This window comes from Reichenbachiella agariperforans (assembly GCF_900142205.1).
In the GTDB taxonomy this organism is placed as follows: Bacteria; Bacteroidota; Bacteroidia; order Cytophagales; family Cyclobacteriaceae; genus Reichenbachiella; species Reichenbachiella agariperforans.
Genome location: NZ_FRAA01000001.1, coordinates 701568 through 722000, shown reverse-complemented (window position 1 = coordinate 722000; position 20433 = coordinate 701568). Strand labels below are relative to the sequence as shown.

The 20433-nt window shown below is 44.0% G+C and carries 9 protein-coding genes; all 9 read left to right on the top strand.

Annotation, left to right across the window (positions count from 1 at the left end):
• The first annotated feature begins 180 nt into the window (after positions 1 to 180).
• The 9 genes from BUB99_RS02650 (at position 181) to BUB99_RS02610 (ending at position 20298) form a co-directional block, all read left to right on the top strand.
• Positions 181 to 3546, top strand: coding sequence for a SusC/RagA family TonB-linked outer membrane protein (locus BUB99_RS02650; RefSeq protein WP_139280869.1), 3366 nt, complete (start codon positions 181 to 183; stop codon positions 3544 to 3546).
• Positions 3547 to 3558: 12 nt separating this feature from the next.
• Positions 3559 to 5481, top strand: a complete 1923-nt coding sequence (locus BUB99_RS02645) for a RagB/SusD family nutrient uptake outer membrane protein (protein WP_073119192.1) — start codon at positions 3559 to 3561, stop codon at positions 5479 to 5481.
• A gap of 51 nt (positions 5482 to 5532) precedes the next feature.
• On the top strand, positions 5533 to 8508 hold the full coding sequence (locus BUB99_RS02640; RefSeq protein WP_245816781.1) for a SusC/RagA family TonB-linked outer membrane protein: 2976 nt from the start codon (positions 5533 to 5535) through the stop codon (positions 8506 to 8508).
• 21 nt (positions 8509 to 8529) lie between these two features.
• Positions 8530 to 10293, top strand: a complete 1764-nt coding sequence (locus tag BUB99_RS02635; RefSeq protein WP_073119188.1) for a RagB/SusD family nutrient uptake outer membrane protein — start codon at positions 8530 to 8532, stop codon at positions 10291 to 10293.
• A 20-nt stretch (positions 10294 to 10313) separates the two neighbouring features.
• Positions 10314 to 11405: a DUF5627 domain-containing protein gene (locus BUB99_RS02630; RefSeq protein ID WP_073119186.1), complete on the top strand. Its 1092-nt coding sequence runs from the start codon at positions 10314 to 10316 to the stop codon at positions 11403 to 11405.
• Positions 11406 to 11430: 25 nt separating this feature from the next.
• Positions 11431 to 13557 carry an endo-1,4-beta-xylanase gene (locus BUB99_RS02625; RefSeq protein ID WP_170863720.1) on the top strand — a complete coding sequence of 709 codons (2127 nt, stop codon included), beginning with the start codon at positions 11431 to 11433 and terminating at the stop codon, positions 13555 to 13557.
• Between the two features lie 251 nt (positions 13558 to 13808).
• Positions 13809 to 16193 (top strand): cellulase family glycosylhydrolase, encoded by a 2385-nt coding sequence (locus BUB99_RS02620; RefSeq protein WP_170863719.1) that lies wholly within the window; start codon positions 13809 to 13811, stop codon positions 16191 to 16193.
• 23 nt (positions 16194 to 16216) lie between these two features.
• The gene (locus tag BUB99_RS02615; RefSeq protein ID WP_073119181.1) at positions 16217 to 18127 is read left to right on the top strand and encodes an alpha/beta hydrolase-fold protein; all 1911 of its coding nucleotides are present in this window, start codon (positions 16217 to 16219) and stop codon (positions 18125 to 18127) included.
• A 227-nt stretch (positions 18128 to 18354) separates the two neighbouring features.
• Positions 18355 to 20298 (top strand): RICIN domain-containing protein, encoded by a 1944-nt coding sequence (locus tag BUB99_RS02610; RefSeq protein ID WP_073119179.1) that lies wholly within the window; start codon positions 18355 to 18357, stop codon positions 20296 to 20298.
• The last annotated feature ends 135 nt before the right edge of the window (positions 20299 to 20433 follow it).

The following is a 20433-nucleotide window of genomic DNA, read 5'->3' as shown; positions in this document are numbered from 1 at the left end:
AGAATACGAGTTAGCAACAGGGTAGCCGATGGGAGTTGTATGACTATAATTCCTAGGCGTGAAGCAATCAAACATGAACTATTATGAACTAATGAAAGTAAATTTATGAAAGCAAAATTACTAGTAATCCCTCTTCGATGTAGGGCGATATTTATTGGTTTATATCTTTTATGCGGACTAATGTCGAGTGCAAATGCATGGGACGGAAAGGCCATCAAGAGCATAGAGGATATATACGTGACGATACAGATGGAGGAAGGCAATTTGGAAGAGACCTTTACGACCATCAGTGAGCAAACAGGGCTCAATTTTCACTATGATCGACAGTTAGCTGTGAGTCGTTCGGTCAAGTCAGAAATGTCCCAAGTTACACTAGGCGAGTGTCTACGATACTTAGCCAAGGAGGCTCAGTTGAATTTTAGAAGAATCAATGAAACGATTCATGTAGAGGATGCCGCGGGTACCAAAGCACAAGTAACAGAGTCTTTTTACGAGCAGGATTTGGTCGTGACAGGTACTGTAAGATCAGAAGACGACGGTACTGGTTTGCCTGGAGTAAACGTTGTAATCAAAGGATCAACAGTAGGAACGGTCACTGATATCGATGGGAATTTTCGAATCAATGTACCTTCAAAAGAGTCTGTATTATATTTTAGTTTTATAGGCTACATCGCTCAAGAAGCTCTAGTAGGGGACCAAGCTGTGATTGATGTTGTCATGAAGCTAGATGTCACCTCTCTAGAAGAGGTGGTCATAGTGGGGTATGGCGAACAGAAAAAAGAGACCGTAGTTGGCGCTGTTTCTCAGACAGATGCCGCTGTACTGGAGCGAGTTGCTGGCGTGCCCAATGTAAGTACCGCCTTGACAGGTAACTTGCCTGGTGTGATCACTACTGCGAGTACAGGGATGCCAGGAGATGAAAACCCTCAAATCGTGATTCGTGGAGTTAGTAGCTGGAATGGTTCTCAACCTCTGATTTTGGTCGATGGGGTAGAGAGACCTGAATATTTCAACACGATGGACGTAGGTTCTGTCGAAAATATTTCTGTACTGAAAGATGCTTCTGCAACAGCGGTTTTTGGCTCTAGAGGGGCTAATGGTGTAGTTATTGTAACGACCAAACGAGGTAGAGAAGGAAAAGCGGAGATTACGGCTAGGGTAAATACAACCGCTAAAATCGTTTCCAAACTACCGGGGACATTGGATTCGTATAGTGCCATTAGGGTAAGAAACCAGGCCATCGAAAACGAATTGTCAAACAATCCTGGTAGTTGGGACTTTATGATACCTCAATCTACTGTGGACAAATATAGATATCCAGCAGATGCAGCCGAAGCTGAACGCTATCCAAATGTAGACTGGCAGAATGAGTTGTTTAAAGACTATGCCATGGCCTACAATGCGAACATAGGTATCAGAGGGGGTACTGAAATTACCAAATACTTTGCGAGCATTGATTACCAAAATGAAGGTGATTTGATGAAAGATGCGAACAACAACCGTGGCTATGATCCAGGGTATAGCTACAACAGACTCAATTTCCGTAGCAACCTGGATTTTCAATTGACGCCTACGACCAAACTCTCTACTAACCTGAGTGGTACCTATGGCGTAAGAAAAACCCCATGGGGTGGTGGAAATGAATACCCATTTTGGATAGCTGCCTATGGTAATGCGCCCGATGCTTTCATTCCTAGATACTCGGACGGGACATGGGGATTTTATGAGCCAAATGTGCAAGGTGGACTCAATTCGGTAAGAATCTTGGCCTTGTCTGGTGTACAATATACGACAAGAGCACAGATGTCAACCAATTTTTCCCTAGAGCAGGATTTAGACTTTGTACTCAAGGGACTGAAATTTACAGGTACGCTGGCTGTTGATAATCAATTTGTCGAAATAGACAGAGGGGTAAATGATCAATACAATGCTGTCCAAGAGAAGTGGATCAATCCTCAAACAGGTCAAACCCTTTATGGACAAAACTTTGATGCAGCTACCCGTTTCGATTTTTATGATCAAGGAGCGTCATGGTCTCCTACAGGAGGATCAGTGGCCGACTGGGAGTCACAGCGCCGTCTTTATTATCAGTTGAGATTGAACTATGACAAGACTATCGCCGAGAAGCACAATGTCGGTCTGATGGGACTCATGAGTAGACAAGAGGATGTGCTGGGTAGCCAAATCCCAAGATATAGAGAAGATTGGGTGTTTCGTGCGACCTACAACTATGATGGGAAGTATTCGATAGAGTATAATGGTGCCTACAATGGATCTGAGAAGTTTGGAGTGGATTATCGTTTTGCTTTTTTCTCATCAGGAGGGGTCAACTGGATGTTGTCTGAGGAGAATTTTATGAAGGGAATTCCATTTTTGGACGTATTAAAACTCAGAGCTTCCTATGGTGAAGTAGGTGATGATCAGGTAGCGGGTAGATTTCTTTTTGCAGATACTTGGAACTATCAGTATGAGTCTCAGTTAGGAACTGCAGGTGTAACAGGTGAGTATAGCCCATACACATGGTACAGACAGACAGAGTTAGGCAACCCTTCTGTACGTTGGGAAACTGTTTACAAATACAATGCGGGTGTGGATTTTGGTTTCTTCAAAGGACTGATCAGTGGTAGTGTGGATGTTTTTCGTGATAGACGAGAGGACATCCTGATAGGTGATGGTCGTGCAGTACCTTTCTATTTTGGGGCTTCCCCACCAGTAGCTAACCTCGGTGAGATGCAAACTCAGGGGTATGAAGTAGTACTCAATATTGAGAAAAACATAACAAACTCCCTGAGAGTGTGGGCCAGCATGAATATGACACATGCCAAAGATGAAATCATTAATCGTGATGATCCGGAGTTGTTGCCAGAGTATCAAAAACAGGCTGGATACCAATTGGGGCAGGCACGTACGCATATCAGTGCAGACTACTATGATACTTGGGATGAACTGTATGCGAGTACGCCACATGACAACAATGATCAGGCGAAGATACCAGGCAATCGTAACATACTGGATTACAATGCAGATGGAATTATCACAGCACAAGATGCAGCCCCTTTTGGGTTTTCGGGTACTCCACAGAATACTTACAGTACGACCGTAGGGTTTGAGTGGAAAGGCTTGAGTGCATTTGTACAGTTTTATGGTGTGACGAATGTAACTCGTCAGGTGGTCTTTACCAGTTTGTCTGGTCAGCTCAATAGGGTATATGAGGAAGGTAGCTACTGGTCTGAAGACAATACCAATGCTGATCAACCTATGCCAAGATGGCTGAGTACACCTAATTACAACACGGGTAGCCGTTACATGTATGATGGTTCTTATTTGCGTTTGAAAAATGCTGAGATCGCATATCGATTCAGTACTGATTGGATCAACAAAATAGGACTCAGCAGTATGCGTGTATATGTCAATGGCAACAACCTATTGTTATGGACCAAAATGCCAGATGACCGTGAGTCAAACTTTGCCGGTAATGGTTGGGCAGCACAAGGAGCTTATCCTACTGTCAAACGGGTCAACCTAGGACTTAATCTCACATTCTAAAATTTGATTCTGATGAAAAAATATATAAAGAGCTTATTTAAGCATACAGCCTTAATGGTTGGCCTGCTTGCAGGGTTTTCTTGTGAGGAATATTTGGAAAGAACTCCAGAAGCAGTTTTATCTTCTGAAGTTGCATTTAAGAATTTTACCAATTTTCAGGGGTTCACAGAGGAACTATATCATTGTGTGCCCAATTTTACCAACAGGTATTGGACGAATTCTTTCAATTGGGGAGATGATGAAATACAATCTACAGCACAAAATTTCCATTTTGGAACGAAAATAGAAAACGGTGACTTCTGGGGCTGGCAGTCTGAATTTGATGGCTGGAATGCTGGATGGATGGATAGAACAGGAGCATTTACGCCATATGAAAACGTAGATAATAATGATGCTAGAATGTTCAAAGGACTTTGGCCGCTAGCATGGATAGGAATTCGTAAGGCTAATCTGGGATTGGCGAATATGGATTTGATGACCGATGCGACGCAGGAAGAGCGAGATCTAATCGAAGGGCAGTTGTTGTTTTTTAGAGGGTGGTTTCATTTTCAGTTGATCCAGTACTTTGGTGGACTTCCTTATGTAGATGCATTGCTGCCAGCTGATGAGCAGCTTCGTTTGCCACGCTTGAGCTATCAAGAATGTGCCGAAAAAGCGGCAGCTGATTTGAGAATGGCTGCTGATTTACTTCCAGTGCATTGGGATGAAACAGTAGCAGGTAGTAGTACTTCGGGAAAGAATGATTTGCGTATTAACAAGATCATGGCACTAGGTTATTTGGGTAAAAATTTACTTTGGGCGGGTAGCCCATTGATGAATTTCGAATCGACTGGCAGTAGAACTTATAACGCAGACTATTGTCAACGTGCTGCTGTAGCTTTTGCTGAATTGATCGAATTGAGTGAGAGTGGAGAAGCTCCATATTCCTTGGTCAATTTTGAGGACTACAGTTCTCTGTTTTATACTGCGGGTCAAAATTGGGCCTATCCGGGAGCTGATGAGGCGATTTTTAGGTCTCCATATCTCGATGCACACAACTCTACGTATGGTACCGCTACCCAGTATACCCCAGCGATTTTGGCTGGTGGTGATGTCAAGTTTTTGCCAACAGCCAACTATGTCAACTTTTACGGGATGGCCAATGGTTTGCCGCTGCCTGATGATGTCAGCCAGATGGATGCAGCATCAGGGTATGACCCTCAGTTCCCTTGGAGAGACAGAGATCCACGTTTCTATCATGATATTATTTATGATGGTGTTCAGGTGGTACAAGGTTCTACGAATGGCCAAGAGGAACTTCGCTATGCCAACTTGTACTCGGGGGGTAATTACCGAGATGCCAGGACTGGGAGTCGTACAGGGTACCTGAATTATAAGTTTGTTCCTATCACGGTCAATAACTTTGACAATGGACAATCTTACGGTCAGGCCTTGAACATCAATGTACCCTACATGCGTTTGGCAGACATCTACATCATGTATGCCGAAGCAGCGACGATGGGTTATGGATCTGCTACGGGTCAGGCACCTGGAGCTAGTTTGACTGCAGTGGATGCTATCAACAAGATTCGTGATCGTGCTGGTGTAGGAGAGGTCGATGGACAATTTTTGGGTTCAGCGGAGGATTTTCTCGAAGAAGTACGTCGAGAGCGAGCAGTGGAATTGGCGTTTGAGAGACACAGGTTCAATGACTTGCGCAGATGGTTGCTGTTGATCGAAGAGCCTTATACGCTTAAAACTGCACTTTCTTTTGATCGCCCTGCAGCAGGTATGCCTACTGTAGAGGACACAGATGATCCTTCTCAAAATCGTGTGGTCAATCTGGTAGAAAATGTAATCCTAGAAAGGAATTTCACGGAGAAACACTATTGGCTTCCGCTCAAAGTGGCTGATGTGAGTATCTATCCAGAGCTCAATCAAAATCCAGGGTGGTAATACACATGGTTCAAGTACTTATAACTTTAAAGTGAAACAATCATGAATTATATGAAAATAGCAATGGTGCTATGTGCTGTGTGGGGCTTCTTTCCGGCTTTGCTACAGGCACAAAATACCATGAATACAGAATTGACCGCCAGTATTGTACCTATAAGGGCTCAAAGTGGTGTGGACATAGATTTATACAAGGATAACAATGGTGAAGCAGACAAACTCATAGCTTCTGCAGATACTGTGGCCAACAAGGAAGTGGTTTTGTTGCCAGGCTCGGACGGTTATCCTGTAGAAGTGGCGTTTCGTCAAGTTGGCGAAAAAGACCTTAGTCATGATGTGTCTTTTGTAGATATGCCATCTATTTTGGACAAAAACTACATTACTAATCCGTTAGATAATATGGAGGCTTTTGTAGGGGGATTCAACGGCAACCTTTGGGGGCAAACGGATTACCTCACCTTGATAGATGGAGTGCCTCGCGATATTGGTAGTGTCTTGCCTACAGAAGTAGCCCAAGTCACGTTTCTCAAAGGGGTATCTGCAGTCGCATTGTATGGTAGCATGGGCGCCAGAGGTGTTGTACTCATTACAACCAAGCGTGGCAAGATTCATGGACAGGAGATTACTGTGAGAACCAACGCTGGAGTTCATGTTCCTAAAGCTTACCCACGTTACCTAGGGTCTGCTGAGTACATGGACTTATTTAATGAGGCACGTGTCAATGATGGTTTGGATGAATTATATTCCCAGGAGCAGATTTATTATTCTGCACAGGGTACAGATCCATATAGGTATCCTGATGTGGATTATTATTCTACAGACTATGTTCAGAAGGCATACAGTCGCTATGATGCTACCGTAGAGATCGAAGGTGGCAATGAAAAAACACAGTATTATACCAACATGGGTTTTTACCGTACAGGTACACCGCTCAATTTTGGAGGAGCGACTGAAAACCATGACAAGCGTTTCAACATTCGAGGCAATGTAGATATGAATATTGCCAATTGGCTGACTGCCAAGGTTGATGCTGCTGTGGTTTTTTACAATGGCATAGGGTCTAATACGGATTATTGGGGTGCCGCAGATACGTTAACACCCAATCGATATACTCCCTTAGTACCGATTGACAGGATAGAAGCAAACGACCAAGCGTCTCTTGATTTGGTAGGTGCGAGCCAGAATATCATAAACGGCCAATATTTGCTAGGAGGTACACAGCTGCAGCAGTCCACCCCGATTGGTGCGATTTATGCTGGTGGAACGAATAACTACAATAGCAGACAGTTTCAGTTCAATGCTGGTGCCAATGCAGATTTGGGTGCTGTGGTACAGGGGTTGTCTTTGAGTACGACATTTGGTGTGGATTATAATTCTACTTACAATGTCGCTTTTAACAATGAATATGCTGTTTATCAACCCTCTTGGACGAGCTATGCAGGAGACAATAGGATTGCATCATTGACAAAGTATGGCAATGACGCCAGTTCTGGATCACAGGACATAACGGATAGTTGGTACACGCAGACCCTGTCTTTTAATGCACACTTAGATTATCAGAGAACCTTTGACAACAAGCACAACTTCTCAGGAATGTTGCTTGCATATGGATTTCAACGTTCTATCTCAGCACTCTATCACAAACCTAGCAATGCGAACCTAGGTCTGCATTTAGGGTACAATTTCAAACATAAATATTATGTAGATTTTGATGGGGCTTTGGTGCATTCGGCCAAGTTACCAGAGGACAACCGTCAGAGTATTTCTCCTACAGCTACGCTAGGATGGTGTTTGAGCGAGGAGGCTTTTCTGAAGGATGTATCTTTTCTTAGCAATTTGAAACTAAGTGTTTCGGGTGGTATTCTAAATACTGATCTGGATATTCAAAATGTAAATAATGAAGATGACGCATCTGATTACTATCTATATCAGCAAGTTTATAACCAGACCGATGGAGCATGGGTGACTTGGAAGGATGGTTTTTCTAACCAAAGTACAGACTCTCGAAGAGGATCTAACCCTAATTTGGATTATCCACAAAGAAGAGAGTTGAGCTTGGGTCTTGATTTTGCACTTTTTGACAATGCCATAGTTTTTGAGGGGTCGTTTTTTGCCAGTCAGACATCTGGTATTGCTGTCCAAAACAATGTGCTGTTTCCTAGTTATTTTGTTTCCAATGGCTACCCTAGTGGGTCATTTGTTCCATATACGAACTACAACAATGATGATCGGATGGGGGTTGATTTTAACCTAAGACTGAACCAAAATGTGGGAGAGCTAGCACTATCTTTAGGTGTGTCAGGGATCTATTATACTACCGAAGCAAGCCAGCGCGCGGAGATGTATGAGGACGCTTACCAAAACAGACAGGGACAACCTTTGGACGCAATTTGGGGGTTGGAAAATCTAGGCTTCTTTGCAGATGCTACAGATATTCAAAATTCACCAGATCAAATCGCATTGGGTGAAGTACAACCAGGTGATCTCAAGTACAAGGATCAAAACAATGACGGAATCATCAATGCGCAGGACGAAGTTTACTTGGGTAGAGCGGGTTGGTCGGGTGCTCCTTTGACGATGGGTTTTAACCTCACGGCCAATTACAAAAACTTCACATTCTTCGCATTGGGAACATACCGCTCTGGTGCTTATGGGATGAAGAACAACAATTATTTCTGGGTCAATGGTCAGGACAAATACTCTGAAGAAGTTCGAGGAAGATGGACAGAGGACACGCAGAACTCGGCGACATTTCCTCGTTTGACGACATTGAATGGTGCCAATAATTTCAGAAACTCTGATTTCTGGATGTATAGTACTGATCGCTTTGACTTGTCTAGAGTGCAGATTTCTTACGATTTTCCTGAAAGCCTATTGGGAGGGCCTGACAGCTTTATTCGAGAGCTCGGTATCTATGTCAATGGAGCCAACCTATTGACTATCTCTCCTAATCGTGAGATTCTGGAAATGAATATTGGCAGTGCGCCACAAACCAGATTCTACAATTTGGGACTAAGAGCAATGTTTTAAGTAGGACAAAAATTGAAAGAAATGAATAAGAATATATTAATATATCTAGCTATCATCTTTGTCCTAGTAGGATGTGATGACCTGATAGAGCCTGCGATCGAAAACAACCGTGGGCTGGAAGAGGGATTCAATGAGCCTCGGTTTGCTCATGGTTTGCTTCAAAACGGCTATGGACGGATACCCACCATCGGCAATGACCTGAGTGACATGGCTACTGACAATGCCGTTTCCAATGACCAAGATGATAATTTCTATGCTTTGGGGACAGGCCAGTGGGCAGCCAACAACAACCCAATGGAGCAATGGTCTAATTCTAGAGCGGCCATCCAATACCTCAACTTGATGTTGGAAACGGTGGATTCTGTGAAATTCTCTGAGACGCCTGTCGTCAATGAGATGTTTCAGGATCGGATCACGGGCGAAATCTATGGGCTTAGAGCTTTGTTTATGTACTATTTGCTTCAAGCACATGGAGGCATGAGCAATGGAGGTGAACTCTTAGGTGTACCTATTGTTTTGGGATCTAAAAATTTGTCTTCAGAGTTTAATGTGCCTAGAGCTACTTTCGAGCAGTGTATGCAGCAGTTCTACGCTGATTCTGAGGCAGCTTTAGCTTTGTTGCCCGATGACTATACCAATATTGGTGATGAGTCCCTAATTCCAGAGAAGTACGTGGCAGAAGGAGCAGGAGTACCAGACTATGAAAGAGTGTTTGGGGATGATGCCCGACTGTTGATCTCTGGACGAATCGTTCGTGCGGTGCGTGCACAGGCGGCACTCATGGCGACTAGTCCTGCATTCAGTGCCAATAACAGTACGACGTGGGCGGATGCGGCTGCTTATGCAGCAGAAGTCATTGATCTAAATGGTGGAGTGGCTGGTTTAGCAGCTGATGGAGTGACTTGGTTTGATGATGTCAGCATCTCAGACGTAGGAGGGGGAGTCAACCCTGATGAAATACTATGGAGAACCAGTATTGCAGATGTGAACAGCGATTTGGAAGCAGACAACTACCCTCCAACTTTGTTTGGAAATGGACTTGTCAATCCTACCCAAAACCTGGTAGATGCTTTCCCTATGGACAATGGATACCCAATCACGGATCCTTCGAGCGGTTTTGATCCATCGGATCCTTATACCGGCAGAGACCCGAGGTTGCGCCAGTTCATCATTGTGAATGGAGATACTTTTGGTGCTAGTGGAGGTGTCGTTAATACAGCTGTTGACGGTGATACCAATGACGGCTTAAACCAAAGTGAAAATGCTACTCGAACAGGTTACTATTTGCGCAAACTGCTCAGAAGTGATGTGAATTTGGATCCAAATGCGACCAATGGACAAGCGCACCTGGATCCTCATATTCGCTATACAGAAATTTACCTCATCTATGCAGAAGCAGCCAACGAAGCATTTGGGCCTACCGGTACAGGAGGCAACGCTTACTCTGCAGTAGATGTGATCTCGGCGATTCGCCAAAGAGCAGGATTGGGTACAGCAGGAACTGACCCTTACCTGACACTGGCTCAAGGTAGTACCGAAGATATGCGCGAATTGATCAAGAACGAAAGAAGATTAGAGTTATGCTTTGAAGGTTTCCGTTTTTGGGATTTGCGTAGATGGGAAGAGGATTTGACAGAGGCTGCACTAGGTGTACGCATCGAAAATGGAAATCACCAAGTTATTTCTGTAGAAAATAGGGTGTTCGATGATTATATGATCTATGGTCCGGTGCCTTTCAATGAAATGCTCAAGTATGGTGCTTTAGAGCAAAATATGGGATGGTAATTCAATAAAAGAAAAGAATTATGAAAAAGATATTTTTAATATTATTTAGTACTGCACTGGTTGGATTGACCTCTTGTCACAACAAGGACTGGGAGTTTAATGACTTTGAGTATCAGTCGGTATATTTTTCCTATCAATATCCTGTCAGGACTATTGTATTAGGGGATGATATATTTGATACGACACTAGACAATGAGTGGAAATGCAAGATCATGGCCACCACAGGTGGTGTATATAGCAACCCGCATGATGTGACTGTAGATATCTCTGTTGATAATAATTATGCACAGGATCTACAATTCGATAATGGTACAGATCTGTTGATCATGCCAACTACCTATTATTCTCTTTCTGATGATCAAATCGTCATCAAGAAAGGGGAGTTGACAGGTGGAGTTGAGGTGCAATTGACAGAGGCTTTCTTTGCTGATCCGGAGGCGATTCGAAACACCTACGTGATCCCTGTGCAAATGTCCAATGTGACCGCAGCTGATTCTATTCTATCAGGTGTTCCTCAGGTAGAAAACCCAAGACCAGCTGTAGCGGGTGATTGGAGTGTACAGCCCAAAGATTTCATCTTGTATGCGATCAAGTACATCAATCCATGGCATGGATACTACCTAAGGAGAGGTGTTGATGAAGTCACCAAAGATGGTGTCAACACTACAGAAGTTCGTCATCAGCAGTATGTTGAGGATGATGCGGTATGGCAATTGACTACTCGCTCCATGACCGAAGTTCATTTTCCTTTGGATTATCAGAATAAGGAAGGACAGAATCTTAATCTGGAAATGAACCTGACTGTGGATGATGATCTTAACATCACTGTGTCTGCGTTGAATGATACTTATCAGGTCAATGACTCTGTAAGAGTATATAATTTTGTGGCAACAGGCACTGGACAGTTCGTAGAGGATGGTGAAGTTAAAAGCTGGGGTGATCAGGATCGAGATGGTTTGTATCTAAACTACGAAGTTGGGTATGATGTAGAGATTGATTATCAGGACGCAGGTGTAATAGATACGGAGACTGTGCACTATAGTACTATAGATACTTTGGTCATCAGAAATCGTGGTGTGGACATAGAACTTTTTACGCCAATAGTGAATTAATGTGCAAACTATGAAAATGAAGGACATGAAAAATACATATAAAATGGTATGGATGCTTGCGCTAATTGTTGGCGCAACATCCTGTGCCGATTATACTGATTTGGCCTATGTTGTCGAAAAGCCTGTTAGTGTGGAGCAACAAGAAGCAATCAATGCTTATAATGAACTGACAGCTTACAAAGCTGAGGGGTTACTATTGGGCACAAAAGTTGACTTGTCCAACTATATGGGGCAAGGTGTCAACTCTCGCTTGGTCAACAGCAACTTTACCGAAATAGAGGCAGTCGGCATTAGTCATGGTACGATTGTGCAGGCAGATGGTAGCTCTGTAACTACAGATCTAGAGAGTTTCGTAGAAACGTCTACCGGAGTAGGTTTGTCAGTTCATGGGGGTGGTTTGGTTGCTAATAACAATCAAAATTCGACCTATCTGAATGCAACTATAGCACCAACTATCATCCCTGCTTCTGGAGGCCCTGAATGGGAAGAACAAGTAAATCTGGATTTTGAAACAGATGATGCTATTGGCTATCAAAGTAACGATGCAACTGCTGCAGCTTTGTCTTTTACTGCGGATGGAGAAGGTGCAGGTGGAAGTGGTCGAGCGCTAGTTGTCACAAATTCGGCTGTTCGTGAGAATGATTGGGAGTCGCAATTATTTGTGACTTTTGAGACGCCGACAGAAGAAGGAGATGTGTATCGTCTAAGGATGGATGTACGGGCGGATGCTGCCGCTACTATGGCGACTCAAGCCCAAACAGCACCAGGGGGGTATAAGCATTGGGATTTCTTTGGGGCTATTAATGCTACTACCGAATGGACTTCAATTGAAGTAGAGATCACGGTTACAGCCGAAACTTCTGAATGTAATACCATTGCTTTAAATCTAGGTAATACGGCTACCAGCTATTACTTTGACAATATAGTTGTAGATAAATTCAATGAAGAGGGTGGTGGAGGCCCTACTTGGGGTTTGTTGTCTGGAAACGATTTTGAAACAGACGATGCTTCTAACTATCAAAGCAATGATGAGGCTGCTGCGGCTTTGTCTTTTACAGCTAGTGGAGAAGGAGCAGAAGGAAGTGGTAGAGCTTTGGTTGTGACCAACTCAGCGGTTCGAGAAAACGATTGGGAGTCTCAATTGTTTTTTAACTTCGGTACTCCTACAGAAGAAGGACAGCAGTTGCAATTGACCATGGATGTCCGTGCTGATGCAGCAGCTACTATGGCGACTCAGGCGCAGACGGCACCAGGAGCTTACAAACACTGGGATTTTTTCGGGGCTATCAATGCTACTACAGAGTGGACTTCTGTCAACGTTCAAATTACAATTTCTGCAGAGACCTCGGAGTGTAATACTATAGCTTTCAATTTGGGTAGTACTGCCACAAGCTACTACTTTGACAACATAGAGGTAAGGTGGTACAACGAAGAAGGTGGTGGTGAGCAAGTCATTGAGTTAACTCCAGAGGAAAAGAACGATACTTTGAGTTACGCGATGGAGACATACATCGCAGGAGTGATGGAAGTCTCCAAGGAAAATGTGATGGCCTGGGATGTCGTCAGCAATCCGATGGATGATAACAACCCTAGCGACCTGAAAGGCGGAGGAGAAGAAGTGCCAGCTGGAGAGTTCTATTGGCAAGACTATCTGGGCAAGGACTATGCTGTGAAGGCATTTAACTGGGCCAGAGAATATGGCAATGAAGGTGACAAGCTGTTTATCACTGAAAGCAACATGGCTTCTAATCTTGACAAGTGTCAGGGCTTGATCGATTATGTTGCTTATATCGAAGAGCAGGGTGCTACGGTAGATGGTATTAGCGCACAAATGAATATCTCAGTGACCTCTAACAAGGAGAGCATTGTAGAAATGCTACAGATGCTGGCAGAGACAGGAAAGCTGGTCAGAATCTCTGATCTCTCCGTTGGTCTCGGTGATGCAGAAGTAAGTTATGAGCTGATGATGGAACAGGCTGATATGTACAAATACGTTTTGGATATGTACGCCGAGCATGTGCCTGCAGCCCAGCGCTATGGTGTAAGTGTTTCAAGTGCGTTTGATACAGATGCTATACAGGGTCTGTGGTATTCGGACTTGGATAGAAAACCTGCCTATTCAGCTTTTGCTGATGGGTTGGAAGGGATGTAATAAAATAGTAATTCATATTTAGTTTTTTAATCCATGGCTGCATACGCTTATCTACTGATTAGTGTATGCAGTTTGTGGGTTGATTTTATTAATCAAAAAAATCACAGTATAAAAACCGTTATTTACGAAATCTGATTTTGTTTGATATGATTTGAGGTATTCAAAAGGATTCAATGACTATTTCATCTGTGTTGCTAATTAGATCATGCGTGTAAATGCTGTGTACAATATGCAGGTTTAAATCTTCCAATATGTATTATCGTTTAGTTGTTATTTTTATATTCATTTTATGTGGATATGGGTTTAGGATCATAGCCATGCCAGATGATGCGACTCCACCACTTCAGGTGAATGGCCGCTACCTACAAGACCCGTGCGGCAATCAGGTTTTGCTACATGGTGTAGCCATGACTCCCAGTCCCTGGTTCAATGGGTGCGCCCAGGGAGACTGTCGCTGGGAAAATTATGATGTCCAAGGATGTCTGGATTACAATACCGCAGTGATGGATAAATTTACCAACGCGGAGGAAGGATGGCACCTCAACTATGTGCGCCTGCATATCGATCCCTACTGGAGCAATACACCTGGTCAAGCTACAGAGGGTGAAAATGATATTTCTGCCTTTGATTTTGATCGCTTTGTCTCGGCAGTGGACAATGTCATCGTACCCCTGATCCAACATGCCCAATCCCGAGGTATGTACGTCATCTTACGTCCACCCGGCGTATGCCCACATGAAATAGCTGTAGGGGATGCATATCATGATTACCTCAAAACGGTATGGAGACATTTGGCAGACCATCCTGATCTACGTAATGCAGACAATGTCATGTTCGAATTGGCCAACGAGCCAGTTCACATCAAAGGTACCAATGGAGAATATGGTAGCAACACCCAGTCACATTTCGATGCACTCAAGTTGTTTTTTCAGCCAATAGTGGATATGATCAGAGAGAAAGGTGCCAATAATGTCCTTTGGATTCCTGGTTCAGGCTATCAGTCGCACTACAAGGGCTTTGCCAATAACCCGATAGAAGGTAACAACATCGCCTATGCCGTACACATCTACCCGGGCTATTGGGGACAGGACAACAATGACCCAACTATTTTTAGAGACAACTGGAATGAAAACATTAAGCCTGTGGCAGATTTTGCCCCCATTGCCATTACCGAGATTGATTGGGCTCCGGAAGAATATCCCGTCTGGGGCAAAGGCGGTGTGACGGGAACCGCTGGAGAATGGGGCTTTGGTGCCAACTTCAAAGCACTGGCAGATGAATCGGGCAATGTAAGCTGGAATCTACTGTCCCCAGAAAACTTGATTGATAGTGGCTATGTAGACAGAGGGATTGCGTATAATGAGGATCTGGAGGCTTGTGCTCTACCTGTCTACAATTGGTTTCAAGAGTATGCCACAGAAGAGCCTGATCACTGTGATCGCTACCATGATGCCGTATATGAAATCGAGCTAGGGGCTGATGCTTCTCAAGTAGTCGAGTTGGCGAATGGTCAGGATACGAATGGTGCCGCTCTTGTTCCTGCCCAAAGAAACAATAGTAACAGTCAACGCTGGCGAGCTCAGATAGACGAAGAGGGGTATTGGAGTTTTATATCCATGTCCAGTGAATCAGATAGAGTGATCGTATTGCAAGGTGCTGAGACGAGCGTGGGTACAGCTTTGGTCCTCGGTGAGGGGGGAGGTGATCATGCGCTATGGGAGCTAACTGATCTGGGAGATGGACTGGTACAGTTCAGAACCAAAGCAGCAGCTCTGTCTGATGGTATGGAGAGCTGGGGAGTAGAAGATTGTAATTTGGATGGTTCTAGGGCTTTGCAGGTTCAAGAGTTCGTAGATGGGGCTTGCCAAACATTCCGATTGAATTTAAAGGAAACTTTCTATCCCTACATACCTACTGATCATAGTGATGAAATCTATGAAATTGAATTTAGGTCCAATGCGCTAAAAGTGCTGAGTGTAAAACAGGAAAACGGTACATACAAGGTATATCCCGAGAGCAGAAAAGCCGCAGATAACCAACGTTGGCGTGTGATTAGTACAGATGAGTACTGGCAGTTTATTCCTCTGTCTAGCTATTCTGGCAGACCTTTGGCCTTGGAGGGCGGCAGCATTGAGGCCGGTAGTCATATGACTCTAGGGGAGGATGCCAATGCTCCTACTTCTTATTGGAAAGTGGTGGATCTGGGTAATGGGTATCATCAGATTATTTCCAAAGCCGCAATAGAAGAATATAGAGGGGTAGATGTAGAAAACTGTGACATGAGTGGCGATAGTCCCGTTCAGTTGACTGAATACAGCGGAGAATTGTGTCAGCAATTTCGATTACACTATATCAAGGATTATGACCCGGAGGAGTATGTCTTGGATGCTGAGCAAGGGATGAATAGTTTGAATATATATCCTAACCCAATTACATCAGGTACGGAGCTTCTCATTACAAGTGAGGTGGGCATAGCCTCTGTCACTGTGCTCAATATGAATGGGCAAGAAGTTTACATTCAAACAGATATGTCAACTCGAAAATGGAAAGATGTATTGAACCTGAAAGCAGGAGTTTACATCCTGAAACTAGCAACATCTGAGGGAATGCAAACCCAAAAACTAATAGTGAGATAATAAGATTTGAACTAACACGGATTATGAAAAAACTAACACTGACCGTATTGAGCGTTTGTTTCAGCTACATGTTGATCCATGCCCAAAACTATGAAAACCTGGCACCAGAAGGGTTTGATCAGTATCAAGCGGATATTTCACATGGTGATATTGATACGATCACTTACGAATCCAAGACAGTTGGGAATACACGCAGGGCTTTGGTTTATACACCTCCAGGCTATTCTAAGAAGAAAAAATACCCAGTACTCTATCTGTTGCATGGAATCGGTGGAGACGAATGGGAATGGTACAAGAATGGTACGCCACAAATCATTCTAGACAATCTCTATGCAGAAGGGAAACTGGAACCAATGATCGTGATATTGCCCAATGGTCGTGCGATGAAGGATGATCGTGCAGTGGGTAATATTTTTGATAGCCTGAAGGTACAGGCCTTTTCTACCTTCGAAAAAGATTTGCTCAATGATCTGAACCCCTATGTCCAAAAAAATTATAAAGTCTACAAGGATAGGGAACACCGCGCAGTGGCAGGTCTGTCTATGGGTGGTGGACAATCACTCAATTTTGGATTGGGAAACATAGATCAATTTGCATGGGTTGGAGGCTTTTCTTCTGCTCCAAACACCAAAGCACCCTCAGAGCTGTTGCCAGAACCAGAGAAAGCCAAAAGTTTGAATCTGCTGTGGGTTTCATGTGGGGATGCAGATGGTCTGATGCCTTTTAGTAAGCGAACTAGTGATTATCTCAACAAGCACAAGGTTCCTCACATTTTTTATATCGAGCCAGGCGGACATGATTTTAAGGTTTGGAAAAATGACCTTTACAAGTTTTCTCAATTGCTTTTCAAGCCTTTGGACAAAAGCAAGTTCAACCAATACAGTGTACTGGGAATGCCAGCCGAAACCAATATAGGGTCGAATGCTTATCCGCAGGTATTACCAGATCATCGCGTGATTTTTAGAACAAAGGCGCCAGATGCACAACAAGTACAGGTAGACCTGAGCGGTAAATATGATATGATCAAGGACGAAGAAGGTTTTTGGTCAGTGACGACTGACTCTATCGGGCCGGGCTTTCATTATTACTCGCTTTTGATTGACGGAGTAGCTGTTGCAGACCCTGCTAGCGAGACCTTCTATGGTATGGGTAGGATGGCTAGTGGGATAGAAGTTCCATTTGCTGGAGGAGACTATTATGCTTTGAAGGATGTGCCTCATGGAGAAATCCGCAGGAAGAAGTATTTCTCTCCCGTGACCAGGAGCTGGAGGGAAATGTATGTTTATACCCCTCCAGGATATGATGAGTCAGAAGAAGATTACCCTGTTCTCTATATTCTGCACGGGGGTGGTGAAGACGAGCGAGGATGGGTCATGCAAGGCAAGACAGATTTGATCCTCGACAACCTGATCGCTGAAGGAAAAGCAAAACCGATGCTGGTAGTGATGCCGGATGCCAATATGCCGGGCAGAGGTTTTGACGAAGCTGCATTGAAACAATTCGAGGCAGAATTGAAGCAAGTGATCGTTCCTTTGGTGGAGGAAGAATTTCGAGCAGTACCCGATGCTGAGGGACGCGCCATGGCAGGCTTGTCTATGGGCGGTATCCATACGCTGTATAGCGGTGTTCAGAACACGGATTTTTTCTCTAGCCCGGGCGTTTTTAGCTCAGGATGGATTCAGGGCATGCAGGAGGAATTGGCCAATTCGCAATATGAATTCATGAAAGAAAATAGTGATCAAATCAATGGCAATCTGAAGAACTTCTGGGTTGCCATGGGCGGTCAAGATGACATCGCTTATGACAATTGCCAAATGATGATGAAAGAATTTGATCAGATCGGAATACAATACAAATACTACGAATACCCAGGTGGGCACACCTGGCCTGTTTGGAGAGATAATTTATACCGTTTTGTGCAATTACTGTTTTGACTAGGTTGACCGTGTTTATTGAAGGTCATATGGAAGTTGGAGTAGTATTGAAATTCTTGGTTAACTAGTTGAACTATTTGGTTCGCTTGCTTACTTGAGGTATTTCATTGCTCATGTGTTTGGAAGGTTGATTGGTTCTAACCTAGAATGTGACAGGCAAATGGCTGTTAATACCATTCTATTGTCAAAAACTAAATCAATATGTAACTAACAAATATTTATATGCTATGAAAAATGTAAGACTATTACTATTCATTTTAATGATCGGGTTATTGCCTTCGGTTTTGAAGGCCTGGCCCGGAATGCCTTTGCCACCACTTCATGTGGATGGAAGAAATCTTGTCGACAATTGTGGGAATAATGTAAGCCTTCATGGGGTCGCTATTACACCCAGCCCTTGGTTCAATGGATGCCAGTATGGTTCCAGTTCTCAGTACTGCACCTGGGACAACTATGATGTACAGGGTTGTCTGAACTACAACAATGCAGTGATGGATCGTTTGACAGATACCTCCGACGGGTGGTACTTGAATTACATTCGCCTGCACCTTGACCCCTATTGGACTAATACACCAGGTGCACCGATTCCAGAGAACGACATCTCGCGATTCGATTTCAATCGTTTGGTGACCTACACCGATCAGGTGATCGTACCACTGATTAATCATGCGGCGCAGAGAGGTTTGTACGTGGTACTACGGCCTCCTGGAGTTTGCCCTGAGCATATTGCGGTAGGGGATGCCTATCACAATTACCTAATCCAGGTGTGGACCTATTTATCTCAGCACCCGGCTTTGAAGAATGCAGATCATGTGATGTTCGAATTGGCGAATGAGCCAGTTCAGATTTTAGGAACGAATGGCAACTGGGGATCTACGGGCAATGAGCATTTTGCTGCTTTAAAAAATTTCTTTCAGCCCATCGTGAATCTGATCCGAAACAATGGAGCTAACAATATGCTTTGGATTCCTGGTACAGGTTGGCAGTCACACTATCAGGGCTATGTTAACTATCCGATTACTGGAGGAGACATCGGCTATGCTGTACACATTTATCCAGGGTACTGGGGAGGTGTGCGCAATTACTCCGATTTCCAGGCTGGTTGGGATACCAATGTAAAGCCTATCGCAGATATCGCGCCTATCATCGTGACGGAGACCGACTGGGCTCCAGCGGGCTATGGAACCTTTGGGACCGCGACTACTGGAACAGCCGGAGGCAATGGCTTTGGAGCCAATCTTAATAATATCCTCTACAATTCCGGGAACGTGTCTTGGAATGTACTGGCACCGGACAACCTACTGGACCATGGAGATCCCAATGGAGCAACTGCCTATGGAGGAGATTGGCAGGCCTGCGCAGCTCCTGTGAAGCATTGGTTCAGGGAGTTTGGTGAGAATAATTATATGTTGCCACAGTCTTGTTCCAACCCTAATCCAAATCCAGTGGCGTTGGTCAATAATGGTATCTATGAAATCGAATTTTCTAACGATGCTAACCTGGTATTGGACCTGCAATATGGTGATGATTCAAATGGAGCAGTGCTGAGACCTTTTGGACGTAATGGTGCGATTGCCCAGCAGTGGATTGCCATCGATGCAGGCAACGGCAATTGGAGATTCATATCTGCGGCGAGTAGCTCTGATAGATGTGTAGACCTGGCGAGTGCATCTACCTCTAATGGTACCGATATCCGACTATGGGACAACTATGGCAACACAGCCCAGGCCTGGACGGTACAAGATGCAGGTAACGGCTACTATCGTATCCTATCCTCTATCGATAATAACAAAGGCTGGGATGTGCCGAACTGTGTGATGGACGGATCAGAGTCTATGCAGCTTTGGGATCACTACGGTACAGGATGTCAGCTCTTCAAATTCAACTATCTGGGATCGAGCGCTCGTCGCATTGATCAGCAGACGGAATCACTTCAGAAATCTCTGTCGGTGTATCCTAATCCGACCATCAACGGTAATCTGAATATCTCATTAGGTACAGAGGAGGATTTTGATCTGAAAATCTTCAGCATCGATGGCAAACAAATACTGGTAGAAAGGCTGGCAGGAGCCATGACGCATCAGTTGCAGACTAACTTGCCTAAGGGGATCTATATCTTAAAGGTGAGTGGTCAAGGGTTTGAAGATTCACAGCGTATTGTGGTTCAATAATTCTCTGATCGAAAATACAAATGAAAGGGGCATGCATTTGCCCCTTTTAAACTTTCTTATATCCGAAGGGGTATTTAAGTCGAAAAAGGTCTTTCACTTAGATAGACGTAAACTGATTATGGAATGACATCAAAT

What these genes read in the sequence shown, in the direction of transcription:
- BUB99_RS02645 (WP_073119192.1), top strand. Translation starts at nt 3,559, where the DNA reads ATGAAAAAATATATAAAGAGCTTATTTAAGCATACAGCCTTAATGGTT.
- BUB99_RS02615 (WP_073119181.1), top strand. Translation starts at nt 16,217, where the DNA reads ATGAAAAAACTAACACTGACCGTATTGAGCGTTTGTTTCAGCTACATG.
- BUB99_RS02625 (WP_170863720.1), top strand. Translation starts at nt 11,431, where the DNA reads ATGAAAAATACATATAAAATGGTATGGATGCTTGCGCTAATTGTTGGC.
- BUB99_RS02650 (WP_139280869.1), top strand. Translation starts at nt 181, where the DNA reads ATGTCGAGTGCAAATGCATGGGACGGAAAGGCCATCAAGAGCATAGAG.
- BUB99_RS02610 (WP_073119179.1), top strand. Translation starts at nt 18,355, where the DNA reads ATGAAAAATGTAAGACTATTACTATTCATTTTAATGATCGGGTTATTG.
- BUB99_RS02640 (WP_245816781.1), top strand. Translation starts at nt 5,533, where the DNA reads ATGAAAATAGCAATGGTGCTATGTGCTGTGTGGGGCTTCTTTCCGGCT.
- BUB99_RS02635 (WP_073119188.1), top strand. Translation starts at nt 8,530, where the DNA reads ATGAATAAGAATATATTAATATATCTAGCTATCATCTTTGTCCTAGTA.
- BUB99_RS02620 (WP_170863719.1), top strand. Translation starts at nt 13,809, where the DNA reads ATGTATTATCGTTTAGTTGTTATTTTTATATTCATTTTATGTGGATAT.
- BUB99_RS02630 (WP_073119186.1), top strand. Translation starts at nt 10,314, where the DNA reads ATGAAAAAGATATTTTTAATATTATTTAGTACTGCACTGGTTGGATTG.